At 43.8% G+C, this 23,407-nt stretch carries 18 protein-coding genes; 13 read left to right on the top strand and 5 right to left on the bottom strand.

The genetic code is table 11. From position 1 onward, the window contains the following. The first annotated feature begins 12 nt into the window (after positions 1 to 12). The 10 genes from ACN0W5_RS16700 to ACN0W5_RS16655 all read left to right on the top strand — a co-directional run bounded on the left by ACN0W5_RS16700 (position 13) and on the right by ACN0W5_RS16655 (position 12,051). The gene (locus tag ACN0W5_RS16700) at positions 13 to 1,050 is read left to right on the top strand and encodes a FecR family protein (protein ID WP_417455220.1); all 1,038 of its coding nucleotides are present in this window, start codon (positions 13 to 15) and stop codon (positions 1,048 to 1,050) included. Positions 1,051 to 1,170: 120 nt separating this feature from the next. Then, a complete protein-coding gene (locus ACN0W5_RS16695; RefSeq protein WP_417455219.1) occupies positions 1,171 to 3,573 on the top strand; it encodes a TonB-dependent siderophore receptor in 2,403 nt (800 codons plus the stop codon). After that, positions 3,573 to 4,382 (top strand): ABC transporter ATP-binding protein, encoded by an 810-nt coding sequence (locus ACN0W5_RS16690; protein WP_417455218.1) that lies wholly within the window; start codon positions 3,573 to 3,575, stop codon positions 4,380 to 4,382. The genes ACN0W5_RS16695 and ACN0W5_RS16690 overlap by 1 nt, the downstream gene beginning before the upstream one ends. Next, positions 4,372 to 5,340 carry an ABC transporter substrate-binding protein gene (locus tag ACN0W5_RS16685; RefSeq protein WP_417455217.1) on the top strand — a complete coding sequence of 323 codons (969 nt, stop codon included), beginning with the start codon at positions 4,372 to 4,374 and terminating at the stop codon, positions 5,338 to 5,340. Before ACN0W5_RS16690 ends, ACN0W5_RS16685 begins: the two co-directional genes overlap by 11 nt. Then, on the top strand, positions 5,337 to 7,340 hold the full coding sequence (fhuB, locus tag ACN0W5_RS16680) for a Fe(3+)-hydroxamate ABC transporter permease FhuB (protein ID WP_417455216.1): 2,004 nt from the start codon (positions 5,337 to 5,339) through the stop codon (positions 7,338 to 7,340). The genes ACN0W5_RS16685 and fhuB overlap by 4 nt, the downstream gene beginning before the upstream one ends. A gap of 41 nt (positions 7,341 to 7,381) precedes the next feature. Further along, a complete protein-coding gene (locus tag ACN0W5_RS16675) occupies positions 7,382 to 8,416 on the top strand; it encodes a siderophore-interacting protein (protein ID WP_417455215.1) in 1,035 nt (344 codons plus the stop codon). Positions 8,417 to 8,599: 183 nt separating this feature from the next. Further along, positions 8,600 to 8,986: a hypothetical protein gene (locus ACN0W5_RS16670; protein ID WP_417455214.1), complete on the top strand. Its 387-nt coding sequence runs from the start codon at positions 8,600 to 8,602 to the stop codon at positions 8,984 to 8,986. An 87-nt stretch (positions 8,987 to 9,073) separates the two neighbouring features. Beyond that, the gene (locus ACN0W5_RS16665) at positions 9,074 to 10,120 is read left to right on the top strand and encodes an ABC transporter substrate-binding protein (RefSeq protein WP_417455213.1); all 1,047 of its coding nucleotides are present in this window, start codon (positions 9,074 to 9,076) and stop codon (positions 10,118 to 10,120) included. Between the two features lie 110 nt (positions 10,121 to 10,230). After that, the gene (locus ACN0W5_RS16660; protein ID WP_417455212.1) at positions 10,231 to 11,301 is read left to right on the top strand and encodes a FecCD family ABC transporter permease; all 1,071 of its coding nucleotides are present in this window, start codon (positions 10,231 to 10,233) and stop codon (positions 11,299 to 11,301) included. Next, the gene (locus ACN0W5_RS16655; RefSeq protein WP_417455211.1) at positions 11,302 to 12,051 is read left to right on the top strand and encodes an ABC transporter ATP-binding protein; all 750 of its coding nucleotides are present in this window, start codon (positions 11,302 to 11,304) and stop codon (positions 12,049 to 12,051) included. It abuts the gene before it with no gap. A 463-nt stretch (positions 12,052 to 12,514) separates the two neighbouring features. On the opposite strand, the gene ACN0W5_RS16650 is transcribed toward ACN0W5_RS16655, so the two are convergent. The 5 genes from ACN0W5_RS16650 to ACN0W5_RS16630 all read right to left on the bottom strand — a co-directional run bounded on the left by ACN0W5_RS16650 (position 12,515) and on the right by ACN0W5_RS16630 (position 19,844). Beyond that, positions 12,515 to 14,611, bottom strand: a complete 2,097-nt coding sequence (locus ACN0W5_RS16650) for a dipeptide ABC transporter ATP-binding protein (RefSeq protein ID WP_417455210.1) — start codon at positions 14,609 to 14,611, stop codon at positions 12,515 to 12,517. A 23-nt stretch (positions 14,612 to 14,634) separates the two neighbouring features. Then, positions 14,635 to 15,786: an ABC transporter permease gene (locus tag ACN0W5_RS16645; protein ID WP_417455209.1), complete on the bottom strand. Its 1,152-nt coding sequence runs from the start codon at positions 15,784 to 15,786 to the stop codon at positions 14,635 to 14,637. A gap of 10 nt (positions 15,787 to 15,796) precedes the next feature. Next, a complete protein-coding gene (locus ACN0W5_RS16640; RefSeq protein WP_417455208.1) occupies positions 15,797 to 16,834 on the bottom strand; it encodes an ABC transporter permease in 1,038 nt (345 codons plus the stop codon). Positions 16,835 to 16,930: 96 nt separating this feature from the next. Next, positions 16,931 to 18,583, bottom strand: a complete 1,653-nt coding sequence (locus ACN0W5_RS16635) for an ABC transporter substrate-binding protein (RefSeq protein WP_417455207.1) — start codon at positions 18,581 to 18,583, stop codon at positions 16,931 to 16,933. A 385-nt stretch (positions 18,584 to 18,968) separates the two neighbouring features. Continuing rightward, positions 18,969 to 19,844 (bottom strand): helix-turn-helix domain-containing protein, encoded by an 876-nt coding sequence (locus tag ACN0W5_RS16630; protein WP_417455206.1) that lies wholly within the window; start codon positions 19,842 to 19,844, stop codon positions 18,969 to 18,971. 134 nt (positions 19,845 to 19,978) lie between these two features. Here ACN0W5_RS16630 and ACN0W5_RS16625 point away from each other — a divergent pair, with 134 nt between their 5' ends. From ACN0W5_RS16625 to ACN0W5_RS16615, 3 genes are read left to right on the top strand one after another with little or no spacing between them, the layout of a single operon-like run. Next, entirely contained in the window at positions 19,979 to 20,944 is a 966-nt protein-coding gene (locus tag ACN0W5_RS16625; protein ID WP_417455205.1) for a fatty acid desaturase, read from the top strand. Between the two features lie 10 nt (positions 20,945 to 20,954). Beyond that, positions 20,955 to 21,752, top strand: coding sequence for a phosphate/phosphite/phosphonate ABC transporter substrate-binding protein (locus ACN0W5_RS16620; RefSeq protein WP_417455204.1), 798 nt, complete (start codon positions 20,955 to 20,957; stop codon positions 21,750 to 21,752). A gap of 51 nt (positions 21,753 to 21,803) precedes the next feature. Then, the gene (locus ACN0W5_RS16615; protein ID WP_417455203.1) at positions 21,804 to 23,345 is read left to right on the top strand and encodes a trimethylamine methyltransferase family protein; all 1,542 of its coding nucleotides are present in this window, start codon (positions 21,804 to 21,806) and stop codon (positions 23,343 to 23,345) included. The last annotated feature ends 62 nt before the right edge of the window (positions 23,346 to 23,407 follow it).

Here is a 23,407-nt window from a genome sequence, read left to right as displayed (position 1 = left end):
TCAAGAGAGAGCATGACAGACGAACTACTGATTCCCAACAAAGCAAGCGAGTGGATCGTATTATTGAATGACGATCCCGATAACCTGTCTTTGCAGCGGGATTTTCAGTCATGGCTTGAAAAAGATAGAAAGCACCGAGAAGATTGGGAAGAGGTTTCGCAAACGTGGCATTTATTGGGAATTGTTGGGCCTTCTTTTGAGCTGAAATCGCCCCCTAAAAAGATTTCCCAATCAGGTTCCTTTATAAGCCAGAATCTTTTGAAGGGGACTACGATTTCTTCTTCTTATGGTCATTTGCCGTTTTCTGCGAAAACTGGTTTCGCGCGCAGAGTTACCCGTGCCGTAGGTTTTATGACCCTGGCTTTGGTTATCGTTTTTTCACTTCCGCAATTTTCGTATCAGGTTAAATACTTTGGGGCTGATTTCGTAAACAGTAAGCCAGAAGTACGTGTGCTGGATTTGGAGGATGGTAGTAGTGTTACTCTTGCCCCAGAAACGGCAATCGATGTAAAGCTTACCGAGAAAGAAAGACGGATCACCATTTTATCCGGGGCTGCTTTTTTTGAGGTAAGTAAAAATAAAACCCGTCCCTTTATTGTGGAAAAAAAGAACATACAGACAAAGGTTCTTGGAACGGCATTTCTTGTTGATGAACAGGAAACTGGGATTAGTGTTGCTGTCACCGAAGGACTGGTCCAGGTCAATCACATGAAGCAGGATACTGTTTCTGTTCAGCTAAAGCCTGGTGAGAGTATCGCGTTTTTAAGTAGCCATGATTATAAGCTTTCTAAGAGTCCTATAGGTGATATTGCGGCATGGAGAGCAGGGTACTTGAAAGTCCGTGACCAGTCGCTCGGTTCTGTGGTTGACCAGATTGATCACTTTTTCAACGGGCATATATTTATTTCCAACACTGACGTTCGCGAGAAGCGTTTGACAGGTGTTTTTAAATTAGATCAGCCACGTAAAAGCCTTCGTGGAATTGCCAGTTTACACGGGCTGAAGGTAACCGAGTTTTCCCCCTGGGTAATTGTTTTATCAAAAAAATAAAAAAAATTTGAAAAATGAGCGAGCTCTATCGTTGTTGAAGTATAAGGGGTGAAAATGCGACTTGTTCGCATCTGAGGTTTCAGCTCAGGCTCTCAACGAAAAAATAGTGGAGACCGCTCAATGAGTGAGGTTCAAGAAATCCGTAAGACTAAAGTCTTGCGTCGTTACGTAATGATGATGACAACTGCGTTGGCTACGTCGTTACTAACAATAAATAGTGGTTTTGCCCAAACGACTAATCACCAGGCTTCTAATCAAAAACCTTTAGATGAAATCGCGCAGAATATTTTGGGGGAGCAGCAGCAAAATTTACGTTTTCAGATTGCACCACAATCGTTAGCTGATTCAGTTTTACTTTTTGGCCAACAAGCTAATGTTCAGATTTTAGCTGATAGTGCAGCATTGGAAAATCTAAGGACCTCAGGCGTGCACGGTGTTATGTCTTTAGAACGTGGCCTGATTGTCTTGCTGAACGGGACGGGGTTGAATTACATCATTTCTGACGATGGTACTGTTACAATCGGAAAATTTGATCCAAAAGAAAATCAGGAAAACAGTCGCCTAGCACCGATTGTAATTGAGGCAGAAAGTGATGACACGCTTGTTCAGGATGGTTATGTGCCGCTGGTCAGCCAAATTGGTACCAAAAAAGATACACCGCTGATTGAAGTACCTCAGAATATTTCGGTTGTAACTGAACGACAATTAGATGATAGGGCGCCAAAAACCCTAAATGAAGCGCTTGCCTATACACCGGGTATTGTGACCAGTGCCTTTGGTTTTGATAATCGTTATGATTCTTTCACTATTCGTGGTTTTGATGGGGTTTATAACGGCGTGTTTCGTGATGGCCTGCGTCAGTTCAGTGGCTCTTCAGCGGTATATCGTGCAGAACCCTATGGTGTTGAGGGAATTGAAATTCTCAAGGGCCCTTCTTCTACACTTTATGGAGCCAGTTCATCGGGTGGTTTTGCGAACATCGTAACGAAACGCCCCACTAAAGATCGCCTGAGAGAAGTTGAATTTATTGCAGGTAATAATGAGCGTTTTCAGGGGAATTTTGATTTTTCTGATGCCATAGATGATGACGAAACAATCAAATATCGTCTGACGGGCGTTGTACGCGATAGTGAAACCGATCTGCCGGGCTATAACGATAATCGTACATATATTGCCCCTGTTATTGAATGGAAGCCAACCGAAGATACCAAGCTGACTGTTTTGACAGAATATATGGACTCTCAGACGGGGGGGACAGCGTTCTTCTACAATGATGCCAATGGCATTACAGATCTTTATACCGGACATGAAGATTGGAATGATTTTGATCATGAACAATACCGTCTGGGTTATGAGTTCGAACACCGTTTCAATGATACCTTTACCTTCCGTCAAAATACCCGCTATGCCAATGTTGATATCAACCTCGAATATGCTTATCGACAAGGGGCTGGGGGATCAATCCAGAACGCTGGGCTAGCCGTTGAAGAACAAGAGACATTTGTTATCGATAATCACCTGATAACATCTGTTGAAACAGGAACTGTTAAACACACGTTGGTTACAGGCTTTGATTACGGTACGAACGAGTACGAACAGCGTCAGGGGTTTGGGGCTATTGGTGGCGCAATCACGATGAATCCTTCGCTTGATGTTGATCAAGAACAGGATCAAATCGGTATCTACATGCATGATTCACTCGCCTGGCGTAAGTGGCGGTTGAATGCAGGTGTTCGGTATGATTTTCTGGACGCTGAAACAAAAAATAACACTGGTACGATTAAGCAAGACGAAGAAGAAATGTCATGGCAACTAGGTTTGTCATATGTGACCGATTTTGGTTTGGTACCTTTCGCAAACTATTCGACGTCTTTCACCCCTAACGTTGGTAACCTCGTTGGTGGAACGCCGGCCGCACCGACTGTTGGTGAGCAGATGGAAGCTGGCTTGAAATATGAGTTTCTGGACCAGAACGCTGTCATTCAAGCTTCCGTCTTTCAAATTGATCAAGAAGACGGGATTGTCTTTGATTCGTCATCTGGTTTGAATGTTCAGGTTCAGCAGGATATGCGTTCTCGAGGTTTTGAACTCGAAGCCGTAGCAAGCTTAACCGAAGGTCTTAGCCTGAATGCGGCCTATGCCTATACGGATGTTGAAATTAAAGACGGTCCAACAGGCACAGTAGGTAAGCAGGTTTCGGGTATTCCGCTCCATACTTTATCAACCTATGTTGATTATCAGTTCCAGAATAGTTCTCTTCGGGGATTGGGTGTGTCTGGCGGTGTACGTTACTTTGGTGAGAGCGAGGGTAATGATACGAATACCATAAATAATGATGCACGATATTTCTTTGATGCAGCACTACGTTATGACCTGGGCGAAATAAGTAACAAGCTCGAAGGGGCTGAATTCAAGATTAACGCCAACAATCTTTTTGATAAAGATGGGCAGATTTGTGCTTCAGGAAGTTGTTACAAGGACGAGGGGCGAACTGTTCAGGCCAGCCTTCGTTATCGTTTCTGATGACATTACATAACACTGTCCTTCCAACAGAAAGACAGCCTGTTCTCACCAGTCGTGAATTATCGTTCACGGCTGGTGCGGCGTCTATTCTGAAACCTGTCAGTCTGGGGCTACAGGCAGGAGTTGTTTGTGGACTGTTGGGGCACAACGGTTCCGGTAAATCAACACTGGTTAAACTCCTTGCCCATCAGGTAATTCCAACTACGGGTATTTTAGAGTTAGAAGGGAAGGAGTTTTCAACTTGGAAGCAAAAGGAATTTGCTTGTCGAGTTGCTTACTTGCCGCAACACATGCCTTCAGCACAGGGGGTGTTAGTTGAAGAGCTCGTTTCACATGGTCGCTATCCATGGCATGGCGCGTTTCGCCGTTTTACAGATATTGATCGGCAAAAGGTCGATGAAGCTCTGGAACTAACGCATACAGATATTCTGCGTCATCGGCAGGTTGATAATTTGTCAGGCGGAGAGCGTCAGCGTGTATGGATTGCAATGTTAATTGCACAGGACGCAAAGTGTTTGTTACTGGATGAACCAATTTCAGCGCTGGATGTTTCTCATCAAGTCGAGATATTGAGCCTGATACGCGACCTAGCGCACAAGAAAAACATCTCTGTTCTTATGGTGCTGCATGACATCAATATGGCTGGCCGTTTCTGTGACCGCCTTTTGGCATTGCGCAATGGTGAATTAATCGCAGATGGGACACCCGCGCATATTTTGCAACGGGAAACTCTTGCAAAGATTTTCGGGGTGGAAATGGGGGTTTTGAAGCATCCCGATGGGGCAGGGGCAATAACCTATGTTGTTTGATCTCAAGAATGATTGTGAAGCAAAACGACAAAAATGTTGCCCTAATCAGAGATATTTTCAGGATCGACGGACACTCTTGAAGATGGGGGCGACCGCATCGACGGTGCCGTTCTTATCTATTTTTTCTTCAGCTCAAGCATCTCAAGGTAAAAATCCCCCACGTCGAATTGTGTGTCTGGATTATGGTTCGGCAACAACTTTGTTGGAATTAGGGATCCCCCCTATAGGGGTGGTTGCGGCCCAACACTGGGATTATTGGGTCGGCGCACCAAAGCTACCTTCCTCGGTGGCCGATATAGGGCAAGATCTGGTCATTAATCTAGAAGCAATATCACGCTTAAAACCGGACCTTATCCTTATGACACCCTATACGGCCAGTCATAAGACTGTGTTGGAAAATATTGCGCCGATTGAAATTATCCCGCTTTTTGATGGAAAACGCCAACCCCTACAGGCTTCGCGCGAGATAACAGAAAATCTGGGTGTTTTATTGGGGATTGAAAAAGAAGCAGAAGTCTATCTGAAGGCTTTTAATGTTCAGCTAGCCACAGCGCGGGATCTTGTTGCAAAAAGAAATTACCCACCCTTGACGTTACTTAATTTCATGGATGGACGGCACGCTAGAGTATATGGCGAAAATAGCCTTTATCAAAATGTGATGGACGAGGTTGGTTTAACAAATGCATGGACTGAGGAAACAAATTATTGGGGGTTTCAAACCATAGGGCTGGAACGGTTGGCCTTAACAGCAACAAAGGAAATGGAACTTGTTGTGTTTGAACCTCTAATGGATGACATAAAGCCAACTCTTGAAAATAGCCCTTTGTGGAAACATTTACCCGCTGTCAAAAACGACCGCTTTGCGCTTATGCCACCTGTTCTGATGTTCGGGATGTTACCATCGGCTAAACGGTTTTTGTCGTTAATCCTGTCTTATCTGGAAAGCCGTTATTCATGAGTGAAGTGCAACGCAATTATAATCCGGCGCTGTTTTGTGTGATTTTGTGTGTCGCACTCGTTTTATCATGGATACTCATGGGGGAGGATATTCAGGACATTGTTATTCATGGGGTAGATAGCAATGAATACAATGTTCGACAGATGTTATTCCTTTTTTCTGGTTTACCTCGATTGAGCGTCGCGATCCTCTGTGGTTTGGCATTGGGGTTTTCTGGTGCAATATTGCAATTGGCCCTGCGTAATCCATTGGCATCTCCGACAACAATGGGCGTGTCTGCAGGTGCTTATCTGGCGCTGGTTATTGCAGGGTTATTTTTTCCGGCAACCTTGGTATATGGCCGTGAAGTTATTGCGCTTTTCGGTGCTGGTGTAGCTGCGGCTCTTGTTTTTGGGCTTATGGCTCGACGTGATTTCTCTCCTATTTCTCTGGTTCTTACAGGCTTGATTGTTAGTCTTTATTTCGGTGCATTGGCTTCATTGTTAGTTTTGCTAAATGATCGCTATCTAGCCAGTTTATTTATTTGGGGGGCTGGGTCTTTATCCCAACAAAGTTGGGATGTAGCTAGCGCTCTTGGCCCTCAACTTTTAATCCTGTTTGGTCTATCCATGATAATGGTGCGTCCCTTTTCCTTGTTGGTACTGGGGGATGGGAGTGTATCATCGCTTGGTGTTTCCCCCGGAATGATCAGGTTTTGCGCCGTATCTATCGCCATTGCTATGGCGGCCTTTGTCACCAGCGCTGTTGGGGTTATCGGGTTTATTGGTTTGGTTGCTCCAATGATTGTCAGGCTCTGTGGTGCACGTAAAGTCCTATCTCAACTGATATGGAGCGCATTGATTGGCGCGACATTGTTATGGATGACAGATGCTGTTATTCAAATTTTGGCAGGAAGTTTGCGCGAATTTGTACCAACAGGTGCTGTGACAGCTCTATTAGGGTCGCCACTTTTATTGTTTCTTATCCCAAGAATGAAGTTTGAAACCGTGGTGCAAACAAGCAGCGCACCAATTGTTTGGCGACAAGTCGCTGGACTTAGATTGTTGATGATCATGTCAGTGGTTTCAATCAGTGTCGTTATTTTGGCCGTGACCTTTGGCAGAGACGCAGATATTCGATGGGCTTTTGATTTTTCAGGAAACTGGGATGCGGTCTATCAATGGCGCGTACCTAGGGTAATTGCAGCTTTTGGCGCTGGAATTATGCTGGCTTTGGCTGGGATGCTACTTCAACGTTTGACCGGAAATATTATGGCAAGCCCCGAAGTCTTGGGAATTAATGCCGGGGCTATGATGGGCATCGGTGTCTGCATCTATTTTGTTGTTGGTGTTGGCCCTGAAACCATGGCGATTGGGGCACTCTTTGGGGCAAGTATTGTCCTTGCAGCGCTTTTTGCTTTTGGGAAAAAAAGCGGATTTCAGCCTGAAAGGATGATTTTGATCGGTGTTGCCCTCGGCGCTTTAATCGACGCCCTGATTGGTGCTTTGGCGGCCACAGGAGATCTTCGTTCCGTTCATTTGCTTCGTATTATGGCTGGTTCTACTTATGGGGTTAGTCTGGAAGCTGCCTGTGGTGCGCTCTTTCTTGGGTGTGCTTTGATGGTACCTCTTTTGATTGGTTCACGGGCGCTGGATGTCATGAACCTTGGTGAGAGAGTTTCCCTTGGGCTTGGTCTAAATGTACGAAAATCACGCTTTGTTCTTTTTACTGTGGCGTCCTGCTTAACGGCGGGGGCAACGGTTCTTGTCGGTCCGCTCAGTTTTGTTGGGTTGATGGCACCACATATCGCAAGGTCATTAGGGGTACACCAAGCTCGTTTACAAATGATTATTGCGGCGCTTGCCGGGGGATCATTGATGGTTGTTGCTGATTGGATTGGCCGTGTCATTGATTATCCCTATGAAATGCCAGCGGGATTGCTCTCCGCGCTTGTCGGTACACCATTGTTGTTAATTTTGATGAGCCGCCAAAACACCTTTGCAAAAGGCAACGGTACATAAAACCAGACCTAATTTAAATTTTGTAATATTACGAGTGAGCTATGTTTCAATCTTCCTTAAGCCTTCCAATCCGCGATGCAGACCAACATCTTGAAGCGCAAGTTCGTCATATCGAACAGCATGAATTAAAGGCTGAAAAGCATAGCGATAATAGCTTCTCTATAAAAAGTGAATACGGAGTGTTGCGTCTTTCGGCAACAGAGGAACAAATGAATTTAATTGTTGAAACCGAAAGAGATGACGGGCTCGACATTATGCGTGATTTTGTGGCTGACTATTTAACGGGTCATATGCCTGGATTGAAGTTATCCGACTTGATCTGGAGTGGGCAAAACCTTGATGAAGGTTCACCTGCCAACTTTAGAAAAATGACTGTTGTCAAACGAGTTATTCTAAACGAGGGAATGTTACGTATAACTTTAGCTGGCGATGATCTGGCTATTTTTAATGAAGGAGGGCTGCATTTCAGGCTGTTATTACCCAAATTGCCAAATCGAAAACCAGTTTGGCCAATTCGGCTGAAATCTGGAAAAGTACAATTTCCTGAAGGTGAAGATGAATTGCATAACCGGGTCTATACTGCGCGTTATGTCAGACCGGAACAGGGGGAATTGGATTTTGATGTGGTACGGCACAAAGGTGGTATTGCCGCAGATTGGGCCGAAAGTGTTCCAGAAGGCGCTACTATTGGTGTGATGGGCCCAGGTGGCGGCGGTTATATTAATCAAAGCTGGCTTTTAATGGGCGGGGATGAAACTGCTTTACCTGCGATTTCCCGTATTCTGGAAAACTGTTCGTCCGATACACAGGGCAAAGTTTATCTTTCAACACGAAAACCAGATTATCAAACAGTCTTTGCCAAACCTGCTGGGGTCGATGTTTGCTGGTTGTCTGAACGCGACAGACAGTTGACGGCATCAATGATCGAAGTCAATTTACCACAGCATGATGATCTTTATGTCTGGTTCGCTGGCGAACAAACAGACGCCAGAGAAATTAGGAAGACCTTGAAAACGGAGTGGAAGCTAAAAGCACACCAATATTATTGTGCAGCCTATTGGACTAAAGACAATTAGGTTATGCCGAGCACTTATTCTCTTGAGGGAATATTTAGGATATTTTGACTTGCGACAAGCTGTCATATTGTAAAAAGCTAGGACCACTCTATTAAGCCTTACAATATGTATAAAATAAAAACGATGAAAATAGACGTTTAAGCCGTGTTTAACCGAACAAAGGTATGTAACAGGCTTAAACTTGTGCCAGTACTCTTCTGGTTAGCTCTGCAAATGATTATGTCAGGCGGGGGGCTAGCCAGTGCGAATGCTGATACAGAAGTGTTTCCATTTAAAGACGTTTTTATTTGTAGTTCGATAAATTTTAATAATACTTCCTTAGGCAAAAACACTAAAAATAATAATAAAGATGTTGGAATAGATTTACCATGTAAGTGGTGCACGAGCTTTACTAAAATAGAGTTTTCTTGCTTCTATTTAATGAGTGATGTTTGTGGTCCGCAAAGAAACTCAACGGTTAAATGGTTTCAACATCAAAATTATGTACTAAGTAATTGTTTTAATTCCTTTATCTCTATTCGTGCTCCGCCTTTTGATAGCAAGCTTAATATGAGTGTTCTCTATATATAAAAGTAGCTATCTTAAGGAAAAAAAATGTATCGCAAACTTGCAAACGGTATTATCGCCGTTGCTATAAACTTGTCTCTTTGTATTTCTTTGGCTCAGGCTGATAATGTCACCATCATAGATACAGAAGGTAGAAGTGTCGAAGCTCCGATGGGAGCTAAAAGAATTTTACTCGGGTTCTATTTTGAAGATTTTTATGCGATTGGTGGTCCTGACGCCTATGAAAATGTTGTCGCGATTTCCCGAGCAGTATGGCAAGGTTGGCGTCAGTCACAATGGAAACAATATAGTAAAAAAGATTCCCGTCTGGAAAAATTGATTGATGTTGGGGAAGTTGACTCTGGTACGTTTTCCGTTGAAACAGCAATCGCGGCTAAACCAGATGTGGCTATCTTTGCAGCTTGGCAATTCCGCTCTTTAGGCAACAGTATTGATAAGCTCGAAGAAGCTGGTATTCCCGTTGTTGTCATTGATTATAACGCCCAAACCCTTGAAAAACACGTTACTTCAACGCAGATTTTGGGGAAAATCACAAATAATGAAAAGCGCGCTGAACAGTTGGCCACAGAATATTCAAATGCTGTTCAAGATGTTTGGCAGCGTGTGAAAAAGGCAGGCGGTGACCCAAAAAGAGTTTATGTTGAACTTGGAAACAAAGGGTCGCAAGAATATGGCAATACATATTCAAATACAATGTGGGCAGGTGTTGTTCAACAAGCTGGCGGAAAAAATATTGGAGACGGGCAAGTTGAAAAATGGGGTCCGTTAAACCCTGAATACGTAATTGCATCAAATCCACAAGCGATTTTTATTGCAGGCTCAGATTGGGTTGGCAAAAGTAAGGCCGTTCTTATGGGCTTTGATGAAAAACCGGAAGTAACAAGAGCTCGATTGCAGCCCTATGTTGAACGTGCTGGCTGGAATAACTTTGACGGTGTAAAAAATGGTGAAGTTCATGCTCTTTACCATGGAGGGGCTAGAACACTATATGATTACACCTTCTTGCAATACATCGCTAAAGTACTGCACCCAGAAGCATTTTTAGATGTCGATCCTAGCGAAAATCATCGTCAGTTTTACGAAAAATACTTACCAATTGATGCGAATGGCGTTTTCATGATCAAGCTGGAAAAGTAGGTCCTTTTTTGGGGTGTGGAAAACAAGAAAAATACATAGTTTCTCGAATTTTTCTACACCCCGCAAATGGGTTAAAGACCTTTCTCTAAAGTGTATTAGTGAGAAATCCGATGTCTCAAAATATCATGAAATATCAGCCGAAAATTGTAGGTGAAACCTCTTATTCTCTATTAATCAAGAAGCGTTTATACTGGGTATGTGCATCATTTCTAATATTAATGACCTTGTTGGTTGTTGATATCCTTGTTGGGCCAGCATTTCTAAATGTTTTTGATGTTCTAAGTGCCTTGGCATTACCACAGGAACAAACCGATCCAACGGTATATGTTATTGTGCATTCAATTCGTTTACCCATGACACTAATGGCCTTAATTGTTGGTGTGTCATTGGGGATTGCAGGTGTGCAAATGCAAACAATTCTTGGTAATCCACTTGCATCTCCCTATACGTTAGGATTTTCCGCTGCGGCCGGCTTTGGTGCTGCGATAACAATTCTAATTGGCATTGAACTTCCCTTTATACCTGAATTTACCGTTCCGTTCGTCGCTTTTCTCATGTCTGGTTTGGCTTGCAGTATTGTTTACGGTATCGCCCATGTTCGTGGGGTAACAGCTGAGATAATGATTTTAGCTGGTATTGCGACACTGTTTCTTTTTCAGTCTTTGCAATCTCTTGTTCAATACATGGCTTCACCAGAAGTGTTACAGGAGATTGTATTTTGGCTTTTTGGGAGCATGCTCAAGACATCATGGTTTTCTGTGATGGTCTCTGGGGGGGTACTTGTTGTCTCAATAATTCTTCTTGCGAAACATAATTGGCAGCTGACAGCGTTACGAATGGGCGATGAGAGAGCAATAAGCCTTGGTGTTAATGTTAAATATCTTCGAATTAAGGTTTTTGCCGTTGTCTCTCTGTTGACTGCTGGTGCTGTCGCTTTTGTTGGGACCATTGGTTTTATTGGCTTGGTCGCACCTCATATCGCCCGAATATTGGTTGGCGAAGAACATCGAATGCTAATGCCTCTTTCTGGCATTATAGGTGGTTTGCTGATGATTGGCGCTTCTATCACATCAAAAATAATATCGCCGGGATATGTCGTCCCAATCGGAATTGTAACCGCTGTGATTGGTGTCCCATTTCTTTTTGCCTTAATTTTCACTCATAAAAAAAGGCATTGGTAGATGCTTATAATCCAAGATATGACCGTCGGTTATCGGGAAAAAAAGGTCTTAGAAAAAGTTAGTTTCTCTCTTCGACCATGCGAATTTACAATTGTTTTAGGGGCAAATGGAACTGGAAAATCAAGTTTGTTGAAGGCTGTTTCAGGCTTGATTCCTTCACTGGGGTCTATTCGCTGGGATGATGGCGCCGAACAACGTCGAAATCCGTCCATTGCTTATATGCCGCAAGATACAGGAGGTACATCCTCATTAACAGTCATGGAAGTTATATTGCTTGGCCGATTAAAATCTCTTGGCTTAAGTATTCCTAATGATCTTCTTGATGAAGCTTATAACAATCTGAAAATCTTTGGCTTGGAAAGTTTATCAATAAGAACGTTGGATGAGCTGAGTGGTGGGCAAAGACAGCTTGTATATTTGGCTCAAGCTCTTTTTCGTTTACCCGAAGTCCTTTTGCTTGATGAACCCACAGCAGCCTTGGATTTACGGCATCAATTAATCGTTTTAGATAAAGTTTCTAAGTATTGTAAAAACAATAAAACAATAACGGTTGCTGCGATGCACGATATTTCTTTAGCCGGTAGATATGCAGATCGTTTAATCTGTCTGAAAAACGGTAAAATAATTGCAGACGGTTCGCCGAAAAAAGTATTGTCACAATCGTTAATTCAGGACTTGTATGGAGTGCAGGCTGATTTAATGGATGGTGGTAACGGAACACTTCATATTACACCTTTATACGCAGTCTGATTATTTTTATAGGGTAAACGATCAATAGTTTATCCTTTAGATGGGTTCATGATATTAATACTCCCGATTATGTTTTTTCGGGCGGGAAATATAAAAGTCAACATGGACCAAGTGTAGCAGGAAAAGTCTCGGTATTTGGGCTTTAGAAGCGTGGAAGCAAAGTTTATACAAAAATTACATTTGATGATCTTCAACAGGATCATTATTCCCTCTCACAGAAAGGAAAGGGGTCCCCTATAGCATTGTTTATTCTGACTGTTGGAAGATTGTAACGTGCAAGATGTATCCGACTTCAGAGAACCGTAACCGCCACAAATAACCAGATGCTTTATATCCTTGTTATGAGGCTATTTAGCGTTTCTGTCGGAAGGGCTAGCCCTTCCGAAGAGTGTGTGTGGGGTAATCGGCCATCGCAGAGACTAACTGCCAAAATTGATCTGCAGTTCTTTTTTTCACAAAGGTATCAGGCTGCTGTATGATCTTTTTCTTTTTTATCAAAACTAATGACAGGTTCCATACGCTCAAGGACATCATCGGCGAGATGACACTTTATTTGATGTCCGCCGCTTAAGGTTTTGATTTTCGGTATTTCTTTGGCGCAGAGATCACCGGGAACTTCAGCAACATGTGGACAACGGGTGTGGAATGGGCAACCCGAAGGCGGGCTCATGGCCGAAGGAATATCGCCATCAAGAACGATGTGTTTTTTCTCAACTGATGTGTCCGCAATGGGAATAGCCGAGAGTAGGGCCTCTGTATAGGGATGATAAGGTGGCGCAAAGATCTGGTCTGTGGTTCCTTGTTCGACAATATGTCCTAGATACATAACGATCACACGATCAGCGATATATCGTACGACAGAGAGGTCATGGGAAATAAACAGCATTGTTGTTTTGGCTTCGCGCTGAATATCCATAAGAAGCTCTGTAACCGCAGCCTGAACAGAGACGTCTAGTGCCGAGACAGGTTCATCAGCGACTACAATTTTGGGATGCCCAGCAAAACAACGGGCGACACCGATGCGCTGTTTTTGACCTCCGGAAAGTTGCCGGGGCATACGTGATGCAAAAGCCCTGGGAAGTTTAACCAGATCAAGTAGCTCGAGCATACGGCTCTCACGTTCTTTTTGGTTCGCCCCGATATTAAATTTTTCGAGAGTTCGGATGATTTGTGACCCGACAGAATGGCTTGGGTTAAGAGTATCGAACGGGTTCTGAAATACCATCTGAAGGGAAGCAATGGTTTCCGGTGTACGATTATCAACTTCAACCGCTTCTATATTCAGGCCATCCATTGTCACTGTACCGTCAGTGGCTGTTTCCAATCCTAACAAGACTTTGGCTAGGGTTGATTTACCACAACCAGATTCACCCACAATTGCCGTTGTTTCGGACTCTCTGGCCGTAAAGGATAAGGTTTCATTGGCTTTGACAGTACGCGTGTCTGATCCACCAAATATGGCATTCGCAGCTACGTGGTAGTGTTTTTTCAGGTTTTCAACTTTGAGCACTTCACGGCCGGGCTGAATGACTTCATGCTGTTGTATATTTTCTGGAAGTGCCGTCCAATCGATTTCCTGAAAACGCAAACAACGGCTTGTATGCCCTTTTTCATTTGCCACGGGCATCATACTTATGTGGCCAGCATTACAAACTTCTTCTACATAGTGATGACAGCGTGGTCCAAAGTTACAGCCGCGGGGGCGTTGATTGGGCAGTGGTAACTGTCCGGGGATAGCGACAAGAGGGTGGGTGTTTTTATCGGCACCGGGTAAGGGAATGGATCGAAACAGTCCCTGAGTATAAGGGTGCTGCATGCGATCAAAGACATCGTTGACGGTGCCGCTTTCGACGGCCTCACCTGAATACATAATTGTGATGCGATCACAGGTCTCTAAAATCAGTCCCAAGTTGTGAGAGATAAAGAGTATAGACGTCCCAAAGCGTTTCCCCAGATCTTTGACAAGATCAATAATACCGGCCTCTACAGTAACATCCAAGGCTGTTGTCGGTTCATCAAGCAGAAGCAGCTTCGGTTTTGAGAGCAAAGCCATGGCAATGACAATGCGTTGTTGTTGCCCACCAGATAACTGATGCGGGTAAGAGCGCATCATGCGTTCCGGATCTGGCAGCTTAACAGCCTCTAACATTTCCAATGACCGGGCATAGGCCGCATCTTTTGAAACCTTTTCATGAATAATCGGAACTTCCATAAGCTGTTTTCCGATTTTCATGGCGGGGTTCAGGCTGGCCATGGGTTCTTGATAAACCATCGAGATCTTTGATCCTCGAATGTCTTGCAATTCAGCCTCGGACATTTCCCCCATGTCCTTGCCCATGAATTTAATCGTACCCTCGGTAATCTTTCCGATATTAGAAAGATCACGCATGATACCCAGGGCGACAGTGGATTTACCACAACCTGATTCCCCCACAAGCCCCATGGCTTCGCCGGGCATAACCTTGCAAGAAAAATCCATAACCGCTGGAATTTCACCTGTGCGGACAAAGAAAGATATAGAAAGGTTGTTAATCTCAAGAATTGGTGTGTCTTCAGTCATCGTCATCTCCCTTAATCCTTCCTCTAATCTTTCATGGACTCTTCACGAAGTGAGTCAGCCAATAAGTTCAATCCAAGAACAAATGACATCAGAGCCGCAGCAGGAAAGAGTGCGGGGTGTACATAAAGGCGAAGCAGGCGTGAGCCTTCCTTGATCGCTGTGCCCCAATCGGGACTTTCAGGGGCCATGCCCAATCCGAAATAGCCAAGCGTGCCGAGGAGAATAGTCGTGTAGCCAATGCGTAAACAGGCATCGACAATCAGCGGGCCTCGTGCATTGGGGAGTATTTCCCAAAGCATGATGTACCAAGGTGTTTCGCCCCTTGTCTGGGCCGCTGCTATGTAGTCACGGGTTTTTATATCCATGACCAAGCCGCGCACAATACGGAACACAGCCGGACTGGTTGCGAAAACAACGGCGACAAAAATATTAAGCTCGTTCGGATCAATGGAAATGATGCCAAGCGGATCAGCATCGAAAACAAGCCCTGCATAGATCCAACCGCCGAGGACCAATGTTATTGCCAGCTGTATCCATAGAACCTCTATTCTTTTTTTGTAGCGCGAATAGAACAGGGTTAGGAAAAAGACGATAGGGAAGAGGAAAAAAAGCCCCGCCATAGTGTAGGGGATTGGTGTCTCTGTAATTCCCGGTGTGACCAAGAGGTAGAAAAGCAAAATAACCGGGAACGCTAAAACGAGGTTGGCAAGGAATGAGAGGATAGTATCTGTCCTTCCACCATAATATCCCGCAGGTAATCCAAGGGATATACCAACCATTAGTGCAAAGATTGTTGCTGCCGGGGCGATAATAAGAACAATCTGACTACCGTAAACAACGCGGCTGAACACATCCCGTGCAAGCTTGTCTCCGCCAAACAAAAAGGCTTCACCACTTCCTGGTTCTATGGCACCGGGGAGTTTATTTTTCATGACAACGATTTGGTCAAGTGGATCAAAGGGGGCGATGATGTCTGCAAAGATCGCCGTGAAGATCCAGAATGCGACGATAAGAACGCCAACGATGCCTACGCCACTATCAAACAGTCTACCATAAAGACCGAGTTGATTTTGAAGGGCAAAACTTGCAGCAACCAATATGATCAGCGCAAGCCAAGTGGGCCACAATTGAATGAACGTCGTGGTGATAATGTCGAATGTTGATAAATATTCCATCGTAGCCCCCTTATTTTACACGAATTCGGGGGTTGAGGTAGGCATAACCTACATCTGATATGAGCTGGGTTACCAGCACAACAACCACAGAAACAAGCGAGCAGGACAACAAGAGGTCAATGTCATTATTCCCTGCGGCCTGAACGAGGGTAAAACCAAAGCCTTGATACCTGAACATGATTTCAACAATGACAACACCAGTCAGCAACCATGGAAATTGAAGCATAATAACGGTAAAGGGGGCTATTAGTGCATTACGCAGGGCATGTTTAATGATAACAGCATAAAAACCCATGCCTTTTAGACGGGCGGTCCGAATATACTGAGCTGTCATAACCTCTACCATAGAGGCGCGTGTCATTCGGGCGATATAACCCATACCATAGATAGCCATTGTCATCACAGGAAGGGCGAAGTTGTAAAAGGTAATACCTTTTGAGGTTGCTGTTGCTGCAGAACCGTTTAACCATCCCAGCCACGAAGCAAATATGACGGTAAAAAAGATACCGGATACATATTCTGGCGTTGCTGTGGATGTGATGGACACAATGGATAGGCTGCGGTCCATACGCGATCCTTCGCGCATACCGGCAAGAATACCGATCACCAGGGCAGAGGGAATCATGACGGCCATAACCCAAAACATCAGCCAGCCGGTTGATTGCAGGGCAGGGACCAGTTTATCAGCAACCTTTTTCTTAAACTTTGTAGAGCATCCAAAGTCTCCTTGAATAACACCGGAAAATGTTGGGACCGTGGGGTCATCACAATATTTGAAACGCGATACTGCTTCGCCTGTTTTTTGATCGATATTAGGTTGTCTGGGCCAGAGACCTAGCCATGATCCGTATCGTTCAATAAAGGGGTCTCGGTAACCATTGTTTACCAACCAGGATTCAATCTCAACATCTGTTGCTCTCATATTCGTTTGAGAAATAGAAAGCTTACGAAGGTTAGGATCTAGATTAACAAGTGAAAAGACAACAATCGTTAGGCATAACATGGTCAATACCATGACGCCCAAGCGTTTCAAAAAAAATGTAACCATATCTGTCCCGTTGTTTGAACGCATAATTTTTTATGTTTTGGGTAAACCAAAGGAGCTTCGGGGGCCGAAACTCCTTTGGTTGTTCCAAGAATACAATTATGCGTCGTCGAGCCAGACTTTTTCAAAATGGAATTCGAAAAGCGGGTGCATGCCGTGATTACGGACGTTGGGTGCCGCATGATTAAAGAGATAACGCCAATATGGCTGGATTATGTGTCCGGAATCTTGCAAGATCTGTTCAAGATCTTTCATGATTTCCCGGCGTTTATCAGCATCCGCAACCGCAAGAGCTTGTTCCATTTTCTTATCAAATTCTGGGTTGCTATGTGCGGTTTCGTTCCAGGCTTCACCAGATCGGTAAGCGAGCGCCATGATTTGAACACCCAGCGGGCGCATATTCCAATTGGTGATAGAGAAAGGATATTTGGTCCAGTCATTCCAGAAGGTTGATCCGGGCAGTACTGTACGTTTGACTTTGAACCCGGCTTCGCGAATTTGAGCGGCTACAGCATCGGCAGTATTTTTACGATAATCATCATCAATTGAGATAAGTTCATGCTCATAATCACTTTGACCAGCTTCTGCCATGAGCTTCTTCGCACCTTCAATATCTCGCTCTTGTTTCGGCAGCTCGTAATATTCCGGGTGAAGAGGGGCCACATGGTGGTTTTCGGCAATGGTACCTGCTCCTCCGTTGCCGAGTTGAAGGACGGTTTCATTGTCCACAGCCATCTGCAGGGCTTTACGAACACGTTGATCATCATAGGGTTTGTGAGTTGCATTGGTTCTAAGAACAACTGTGGCTGATGTCACTACTTCTGATCTGGTTAAACCTAAACTATCCATGATTTCAATGAAATCGGCAGTCGTTTCGTAGTTGGTATGTACTTCTCCAGATTCAAACGCAGCAACTTCGGCAGAAGGATCTGTACCGTAGTCGATGAACTCAATACCATCCAGATATACGTCACCGTCCCACCATTTTCCATTTGTTCGACGTTTAACAGATGCGGAAGTACCAACTTCATATGATTCAAATTCGAATGGGCCTGTACCGATTGGATTAGATGCTAGATCACTACCCATTTTTTCAAAATTACGGTGTACGATAAGTGCTGGATAATCACTCATTCCCGGAATGATAGTGATGTCTGATTTTGGCAGATTTAGGCGAACGGTATGGCTGTCAATTTTTTCAATTGCACCTTCAATGGCTTTACCCGTATTTTCGTCAATAAGTGTCGCCATGCGACCTGCCATAGAGTTACCTTCAACAGCTTTGTCACACCAACGCGTCATATTAAAAACGACATCATCAGCATTAAAGTCATCGCCATTATTCCATTTAACACCCTTACGTACTTTTAGGGTATACACAGTGGCATCATCGTTGATTTCCCAACCTTCGAGCAGACGTCCTTCAAACGTAAAATCGCGGTTATAACGAACAAGTGGTTCAAGGAACTGGCGGGCAAGGTTGCCCATTTCAGACCAGTCAAAAGTCCGTGGATCTTTGAGTTCGCGTACATTTGTGGATACTTTTAGGATGCCACCTTTTTTGCCTTCAGCAGCGATTGCCTCTGATGGTGCAACCATACCCAACATTCCATATGCTGTTGCGGCTGTTGCGCCAAAAACACTTGCAATTGCAAGGAATTCACGACGATCCATCGCGCTGGATTTTGTCTCTTCTGCCATTTTGACAGTATGAGATGGCATTGGCGAGCCATTGCGCTTAAAAAATTTCATTTATAGTGCCTCCCGGTTGTGTGCCGTTTATTTTCTTATTTTGGTATATTGTCTTTAAGTGTTTATTGTATCGTTATTATTGTCAAATTTTTGCGAACAAAAGCAATTAAATTTCTTTGAATTTGTGCATAAACAACAGTTGTGTGAATTTATAGTTTATTGTTGTTTTGTGTGTATTACTCGTTAATGAAAGTAATATGTTTTATTATTTATGTATTTTTCATAATTATTACTGTTGTTCCCGTTGATGGAGGCTTTTTATATTTACTTTAATGTTCTCAATATTTTTCATAAGCTAAATATTCCAAGATCGTGACTTTTAGTGGTATCGTATTGCCTATTGGCGACAGTAACGCATGTCGCTATTTGAATAAAGTGTGTAGAGTTATTTTATTTCATTTAAAAGCTTCTGGATTTGTTCTTCCGCGCGATCAGGACCTACGGTAGCTAGGCGAATTAATCGATCAAAATGTTGCGTTAGGGCCTTGATGTGGTCGACAGAGTTTACCAGCAAATACATGTTGCCAAGATAAACAGCAGCACGTAATGGCCCAAACAAGGTATAGGGTGCAGAATAGACAGCCTTTTGATCAAAAAAGAAAAGGCGGAAAGTTGGATAAAATTCGCCGACAAGTTTTAGCATGTGTTCCAGCTGTTTTTGTCGCACATCTTTTGAAAGATCTTTCCATATACCTTCGCCCTTGGCAAAGAGTTCTAACGTCTGTATTGGCATACAGACTTCCATGTCGGTGTCTGGTTTTTCTGTTTTAATAAGATGTTGTTTTGCCTGTTGGTTCTGTGCTTTTCGAATAAAGAGGTGGTTGTATTTAAATTCAAATTCACTGACTTCATCAATTCGCATGATATCTGGTAGGGTATTGGGGACATATCTTATTTTATAGCCAATTGATTCTCTGTGCCATTCTTCCAGCTTGCGGGTGGCTTGCTCCTCGTTCATTTGCATGATTTCTATAGAAGGCACAATCTCATCGCTGTTACCGTCATTGGCAATCAAGCCCATGAGCCAATCAAGCGAAACACCGCAGGCTCTTGAAATAGCACAAAGTGTCTCAGCTCTGGGAAGTCTGGTTGAATCTGGTGCCAGAAACTGACTTAACGCAGAGCGATCTATACCGATTGATTTTGAAAATTGACTTAAATTATTACCGCTTTGCGAAATCAGCAGCGCCATTCTCTCTCGAAAGATATGGGCAACATCACGTTTATCCGAACTATTTAAATTTGATTGTTGTGAATTCACATCATTATTCCATAATAGTTACAAAATGCATGGTTAGTATCTAATTATTATTATAATGATTGTATTGTATTGTTGTCGATAATATTTTTCTACCGCATCGTTATTAGGTTAAATGACGGAGGTTGAAAGTGTTGTTGCGTGATCGTGCTGAATGGCGAACTTTGTTACTTATTATTTCGTGCTATTCCTTGTTAGGCTTGATGGTTTTTAACCCATTTGGAATACCTTTATTTCTACAAATTATTATTGTTATCCCTTTGATTACTTTGCACTCTTCGTTGCAGCATGAATGCATACATGGCCATCCTTTTGTGTCAGAACGATTGAATGATGCCCTTGTTATTATACCGGTTGGATTATTGGTTCCTTATCTTCGGTTCAAAGAAACACATATAAAACATCACCAAAACGCGAGTATCAGCGATCCTTTTGAAGATCCTGAGAGCGCATATCAAGATTTGGAAACCTGGGAGAAACGTCCGGGGTGGGTACAAGCAGTGTTTGAGTTTAACAACACGTTGTTTGGGCGAATGTTGATCGGTCCAGCACTCAGTTCTATCGGTTTCGCTATATCTGAAATAATCAATGGAAATCAAAAAATCATTCTCACATGGGGGCTGCATTATGTGATGAGTGTATTGGTTGTCATGGTTATCTATACTTTTAGTGATATGCCTGTCTGGGCCTACCTTGTCTGTAGTTATTTTGCATATTCTTTATTGATGGTTCGTACGTTTTTGGAACATCAAGCTCATGAGTCCATGCGTGCCAGAACGGTTATTGTCGAAGATAAAGGTTTTTTCAGTTTTCTCTTTTTAAACAATAATCTGCATGTGGTTCATCATGCCTATCCAACCGTTCCCTGGTATAAGTTACCTGGTATTTTTCAGAAAAATAGACAGCGATTTTTGGAAATGAACCGAGGTTACAGTTTCAAAAGTTACACTGAAATTTTCAAACGATTCACTTTTTCAAAAAAAGAACCTGTTGCGTATCCTTTCACACCGAAAAAGCCTAAAGCTATAATTGCCAAGTTGCCTGTTAATGCCAGAGCTAAAACATCCGCTAAAATAGCAGCTAAAACCGCAAACGTTAATTAAGGATGGTGAGATGAGTGAAGCGATTGTCTCTCTTCCGATGTATGACTGGCCAGAAGTTCAGGTTTACAATGACCAACTTTATAAAGAGCTTCGTACAAGCCTTGCGGATCAGGGCTTTATCGCTCCTCCAGCTCTGGATAGAACTCATGCCCCGATGGAGCAGTGGTTAGACGGTAACTTGCTTCTGTCCCAAACCTGTGGCTTGCCTTTTAAAACAGTATTGAAAGATAAGGTGTCTATAGTGGGGACCCCCGCTTATGGCATAAACTGCGGGGCAGGTTCCTATTACAGTGCCATTGTTGTTCATCACGAGACTTCAATCGATACATTGAATGACTTAAAAGGATTGACCTTTGCTTATAATGATAAAGGGTCTCAATCTGGCTATGCAGCACTTTTGTATACACTAATCTCGGTCGGAAATGCAGATGATTTTGTTTCTTCTTTTGAGAGCGGTAGCCATCGTGCGTCTATTCAGGCAGTTGCTATGGGACAGGCCGATTTTGCGGCTATTGATGCGCTTAGTTGGGAATTGGCACTACGTCATGAGCCAGCAGCCCAAAAACTAAGGGTTATAGCCACAAGTGAACCGACACCAACACTTCCCTTTATAACGGCGCGGCGCTCTCGAAAAGAGATTGATCAACTTCATATGGCGGTGGTTGATGCGATGGTTTCTCTTGATGAAGCAACACGTGAAGCCCTTCTTCTTATTGGGTTTTCCCCTTTGAAAGAGCGCGATTATGACGTGATCGAAATGCGGATGAAGGTTGTGGAAGAGGCCTTTGGTTTGGAATGTGAAGCTTAAGAACGATTAGGTTTGCTTTAGGTATTTAGTACTGTATTGGGAGACGCGAACATGTTGCAAAGATCCGGGCGTAAAAGGAATAAAAGGCCTCATGTCGCGGCATCAGGGATTCAACAATTACCTTGGTCTCAAGTGCAAACGTCCTATCGCCCCATAGAAATACTGGACGAGGGTCAAATCGATGCTATTTGCGATACGGCGTATCGTATTCTTGAAGAAGTTGGCATAGACATTCTTCATGCCGAAGCAAAAGAAATCTTACATAAAGCAGGTGCGAAAACAAAAATTGGAAGTGACCGGGTCTATATGGACCGAGAATTAATCAAGGAGGCGATGTCACATGCGCCTTCTAATGTCATTTTACACGCTCGAAACCCCGCACATAATTTGGATTTATCCCCCGGGAACATTTCTTTTGGCTCTGTCGCATCTGCCCCAAACGTCAGTGATATCGAACGTGGGCGGCGACCTGGAAATCAGGAAGATTATCGTAATCTTCTCAAGCTGTGTCAGTCTTTAAACATTGTACACTTTATTGCAGGGTACCCAGTAGAGCCGGTTGATATCCTTCCGCGTATACGGCACCTCGAATGCATTGCTGATATGGCATTGCTGACGGATAAGGTTTTCCATGCTTATGCGTTGGGTAAAGAACGGATAACAGATGCTTTGGAAATCGCCCGCATAGCCCATGGTTGTCACAATTGGGATGATTTCAAGAAAAAGACTCGGTTGTTTACGATCATCAATACATCTTCTCCGCTTCGTTTGGATGGTGTGATGATTGAGGGGGCGATGGAAATGGCGCGGCATAACCAGCTATGTGTCATCACACCCTTTACCTTATCCGGCGCGATGGCACCGATTACTGTTGCAGGGGCCTTGGCACAGCAACACGCCGAAGCACTTGCCGGGATGACGTTATTACAGTTGGTTGCTCCGGGATGCCCTGTTGCTTACGGGGGCTTTACCTCAAATGTTGATATGAAAAGTGGGTCACCTGCTTTTGGGACACCTGAAAATGCACAAGCTGCCATGATTGGCGGACAGTTGGCCCGGCGTGTCGGCGTTCCCTATCGCTCATCAAATGCGAACGCATCGAACTGTGTCGATGCACAGGCGACCTATGAAAGCCAGATGTCTATCTGGTCTGCCGTTATGGGACAGGCCAATATGCTCATGCACGGCGCAGGCTGGATCGAAGGTGGGTTATGCGCCTCTTTTGAGAAGGTAATCATTGATGCCGAGATGTTACAGATGATGACGAAGTTCCTGCAACCACCTGAAATAACAGAAAGTAGTTTAGGATTGGATGCCGTTAAGGATGTGGGGCCTGGCGGTCATTTCTTTGGCACACCCCATACGCTGGAACGTTATGAAACTGCCTTTTATTCGCCAATTTTGTCGGATTGGAATAATTTTGAGAACTGGGAAGAAGGCGGTTCAAAAACAACAACAGAACGCGCGCATTCAATTTATAAGAACATTATCAATGACTATCAAAAACCAGACCTTGATATCAGCAGGCAAGATGAAATCGCTGAATTTGTGGCACGCAGAACCGCAGAGGGTGGTGTGTCAGGAGATTTTTAGCCTAGAAATCTTATGACAGAGAAATACAAGAAAATCAGCAAACAAGAATAAACAGGGACGAA

The organism is Kiloniella sp. (assembly GCF_048270245.1).
Lineage (GTDB): Bacteria > Pseudomonadota > Alphaproteobacteria > Kiloniellales > Kiloniellaceae > Kiloniella.
The sequence above is the reverse complement of the archived record's forward strand: the minus strand, read 5'-3'. Positions and strand labels throughout refer to the sequence as shown.

What these genes read in the sequence shown, in the direction of transcription:
- ACN0W5_RS16700 (WP_417455220.1), top strand. Translation starts at nt 13, where the DNA reads ATGACAGACGAACTACTGATTCCCAACAAAGCAAGCGAGTGGATCGTA.
- ACN0W5_RS16695 (WP_417455219.1), top strand. Translation starts at nt 1,171, where the DNA reads ATGAGTGAGGTTCAAGAAATCCGTAAGACTAAAGTCTTGCGTCGTTAC.
- ACN0W5_RS16690 (WP_417455218.1), top strand. Translation starts at nt 3,573, where the DNA reads ATGACATTACATAACACTGTCCTTCCAACAGAAAGACAGCCTGTTCTC.
- ACN0W5_RS16685 (WP_417455217.1), top strand. Translation starts at nt 4,372, where the DNA reads ATGTTGTTTGATCTCAAGAATGATTGTGAAGCAAAACGACAAAAATGT.
- fhuB (WP_417455216.1), top strand. Translation starts at nt 5,337, where the DNA reads ATGAGTGAAGTGCAACGCAATTATAATCCGGCGCTGTTTTGTGTGATT.
- ACN0W5_RS16675 (WP_417455215.1), top strand. Translation starts at nt 7,382, where the DNA reads ATGTTTCAATCTTCCTTAAGCCTTCCAATCCGCGATGCAGACCAACAT.
- ACN0W5_RS16660 (WP_417455212.1), top strand. Translation starts at nt 10,231, where the DNA reads ATGTCTCAAAATATCATGAAATATCAGCCGAAAATTGTAGGTGAAACC.
- ACN0W5_RS16655 (WP_417455211.1), top strand. Translation starts at nt 11,302, where the DNA reads ATGCTTATAATCCAAGATATGACCGTCGGTTATCGGGAAAAAAAGGTC.
- ACN0W5_RS16650 (WP_417455210.1), bottom strand. Translation starts at nt 14,611, where the DNA reads ATGACTGAAGACACACCAATTCTTGAGATTAACAACCTTTCTATATCT.
- ACN0W5_RS16645 (WP_417455209.1), bottom strand. Translation starts at nt 15,786, where the DNA reads ATGGAATATTTATCAACATTCGACATTATCACCACGACGTTCATTCAA.
- ACN0W5_RS16640 (WP_417455208.1), bottom strand. Translation starts at nt 16,834, where the DNA reads ATGGTTACATTTTTTTTGAAACGCTTGGGCGTCATGGTATTGACCATG.
- ACN0W5_RS16635 (WP_417455207.1), bottom strand. Translation starts at nt 18,583, where the DNA reads ATGAAATTTTTTAAGCGCAATGGCTCGCCAATGCCATCTCATACTGTC.
- ACN0W5_RS16620 (WP_417455204.1), top strand. Translation starts at nt 20,955, where the DNA reads ATGAGTGAAGCGATTGTCTCTCTTCCGATGTATGACTGGCCAGAAGTT.
- ACN0W5_RS16615 (WP_417455203.1), top strand. Translation starts at nt 21,804, where the DNA reads ATGTTGCAAAGATCCGGGCGTAAAAGGAATAAAAGGCCTCATGTCGCG.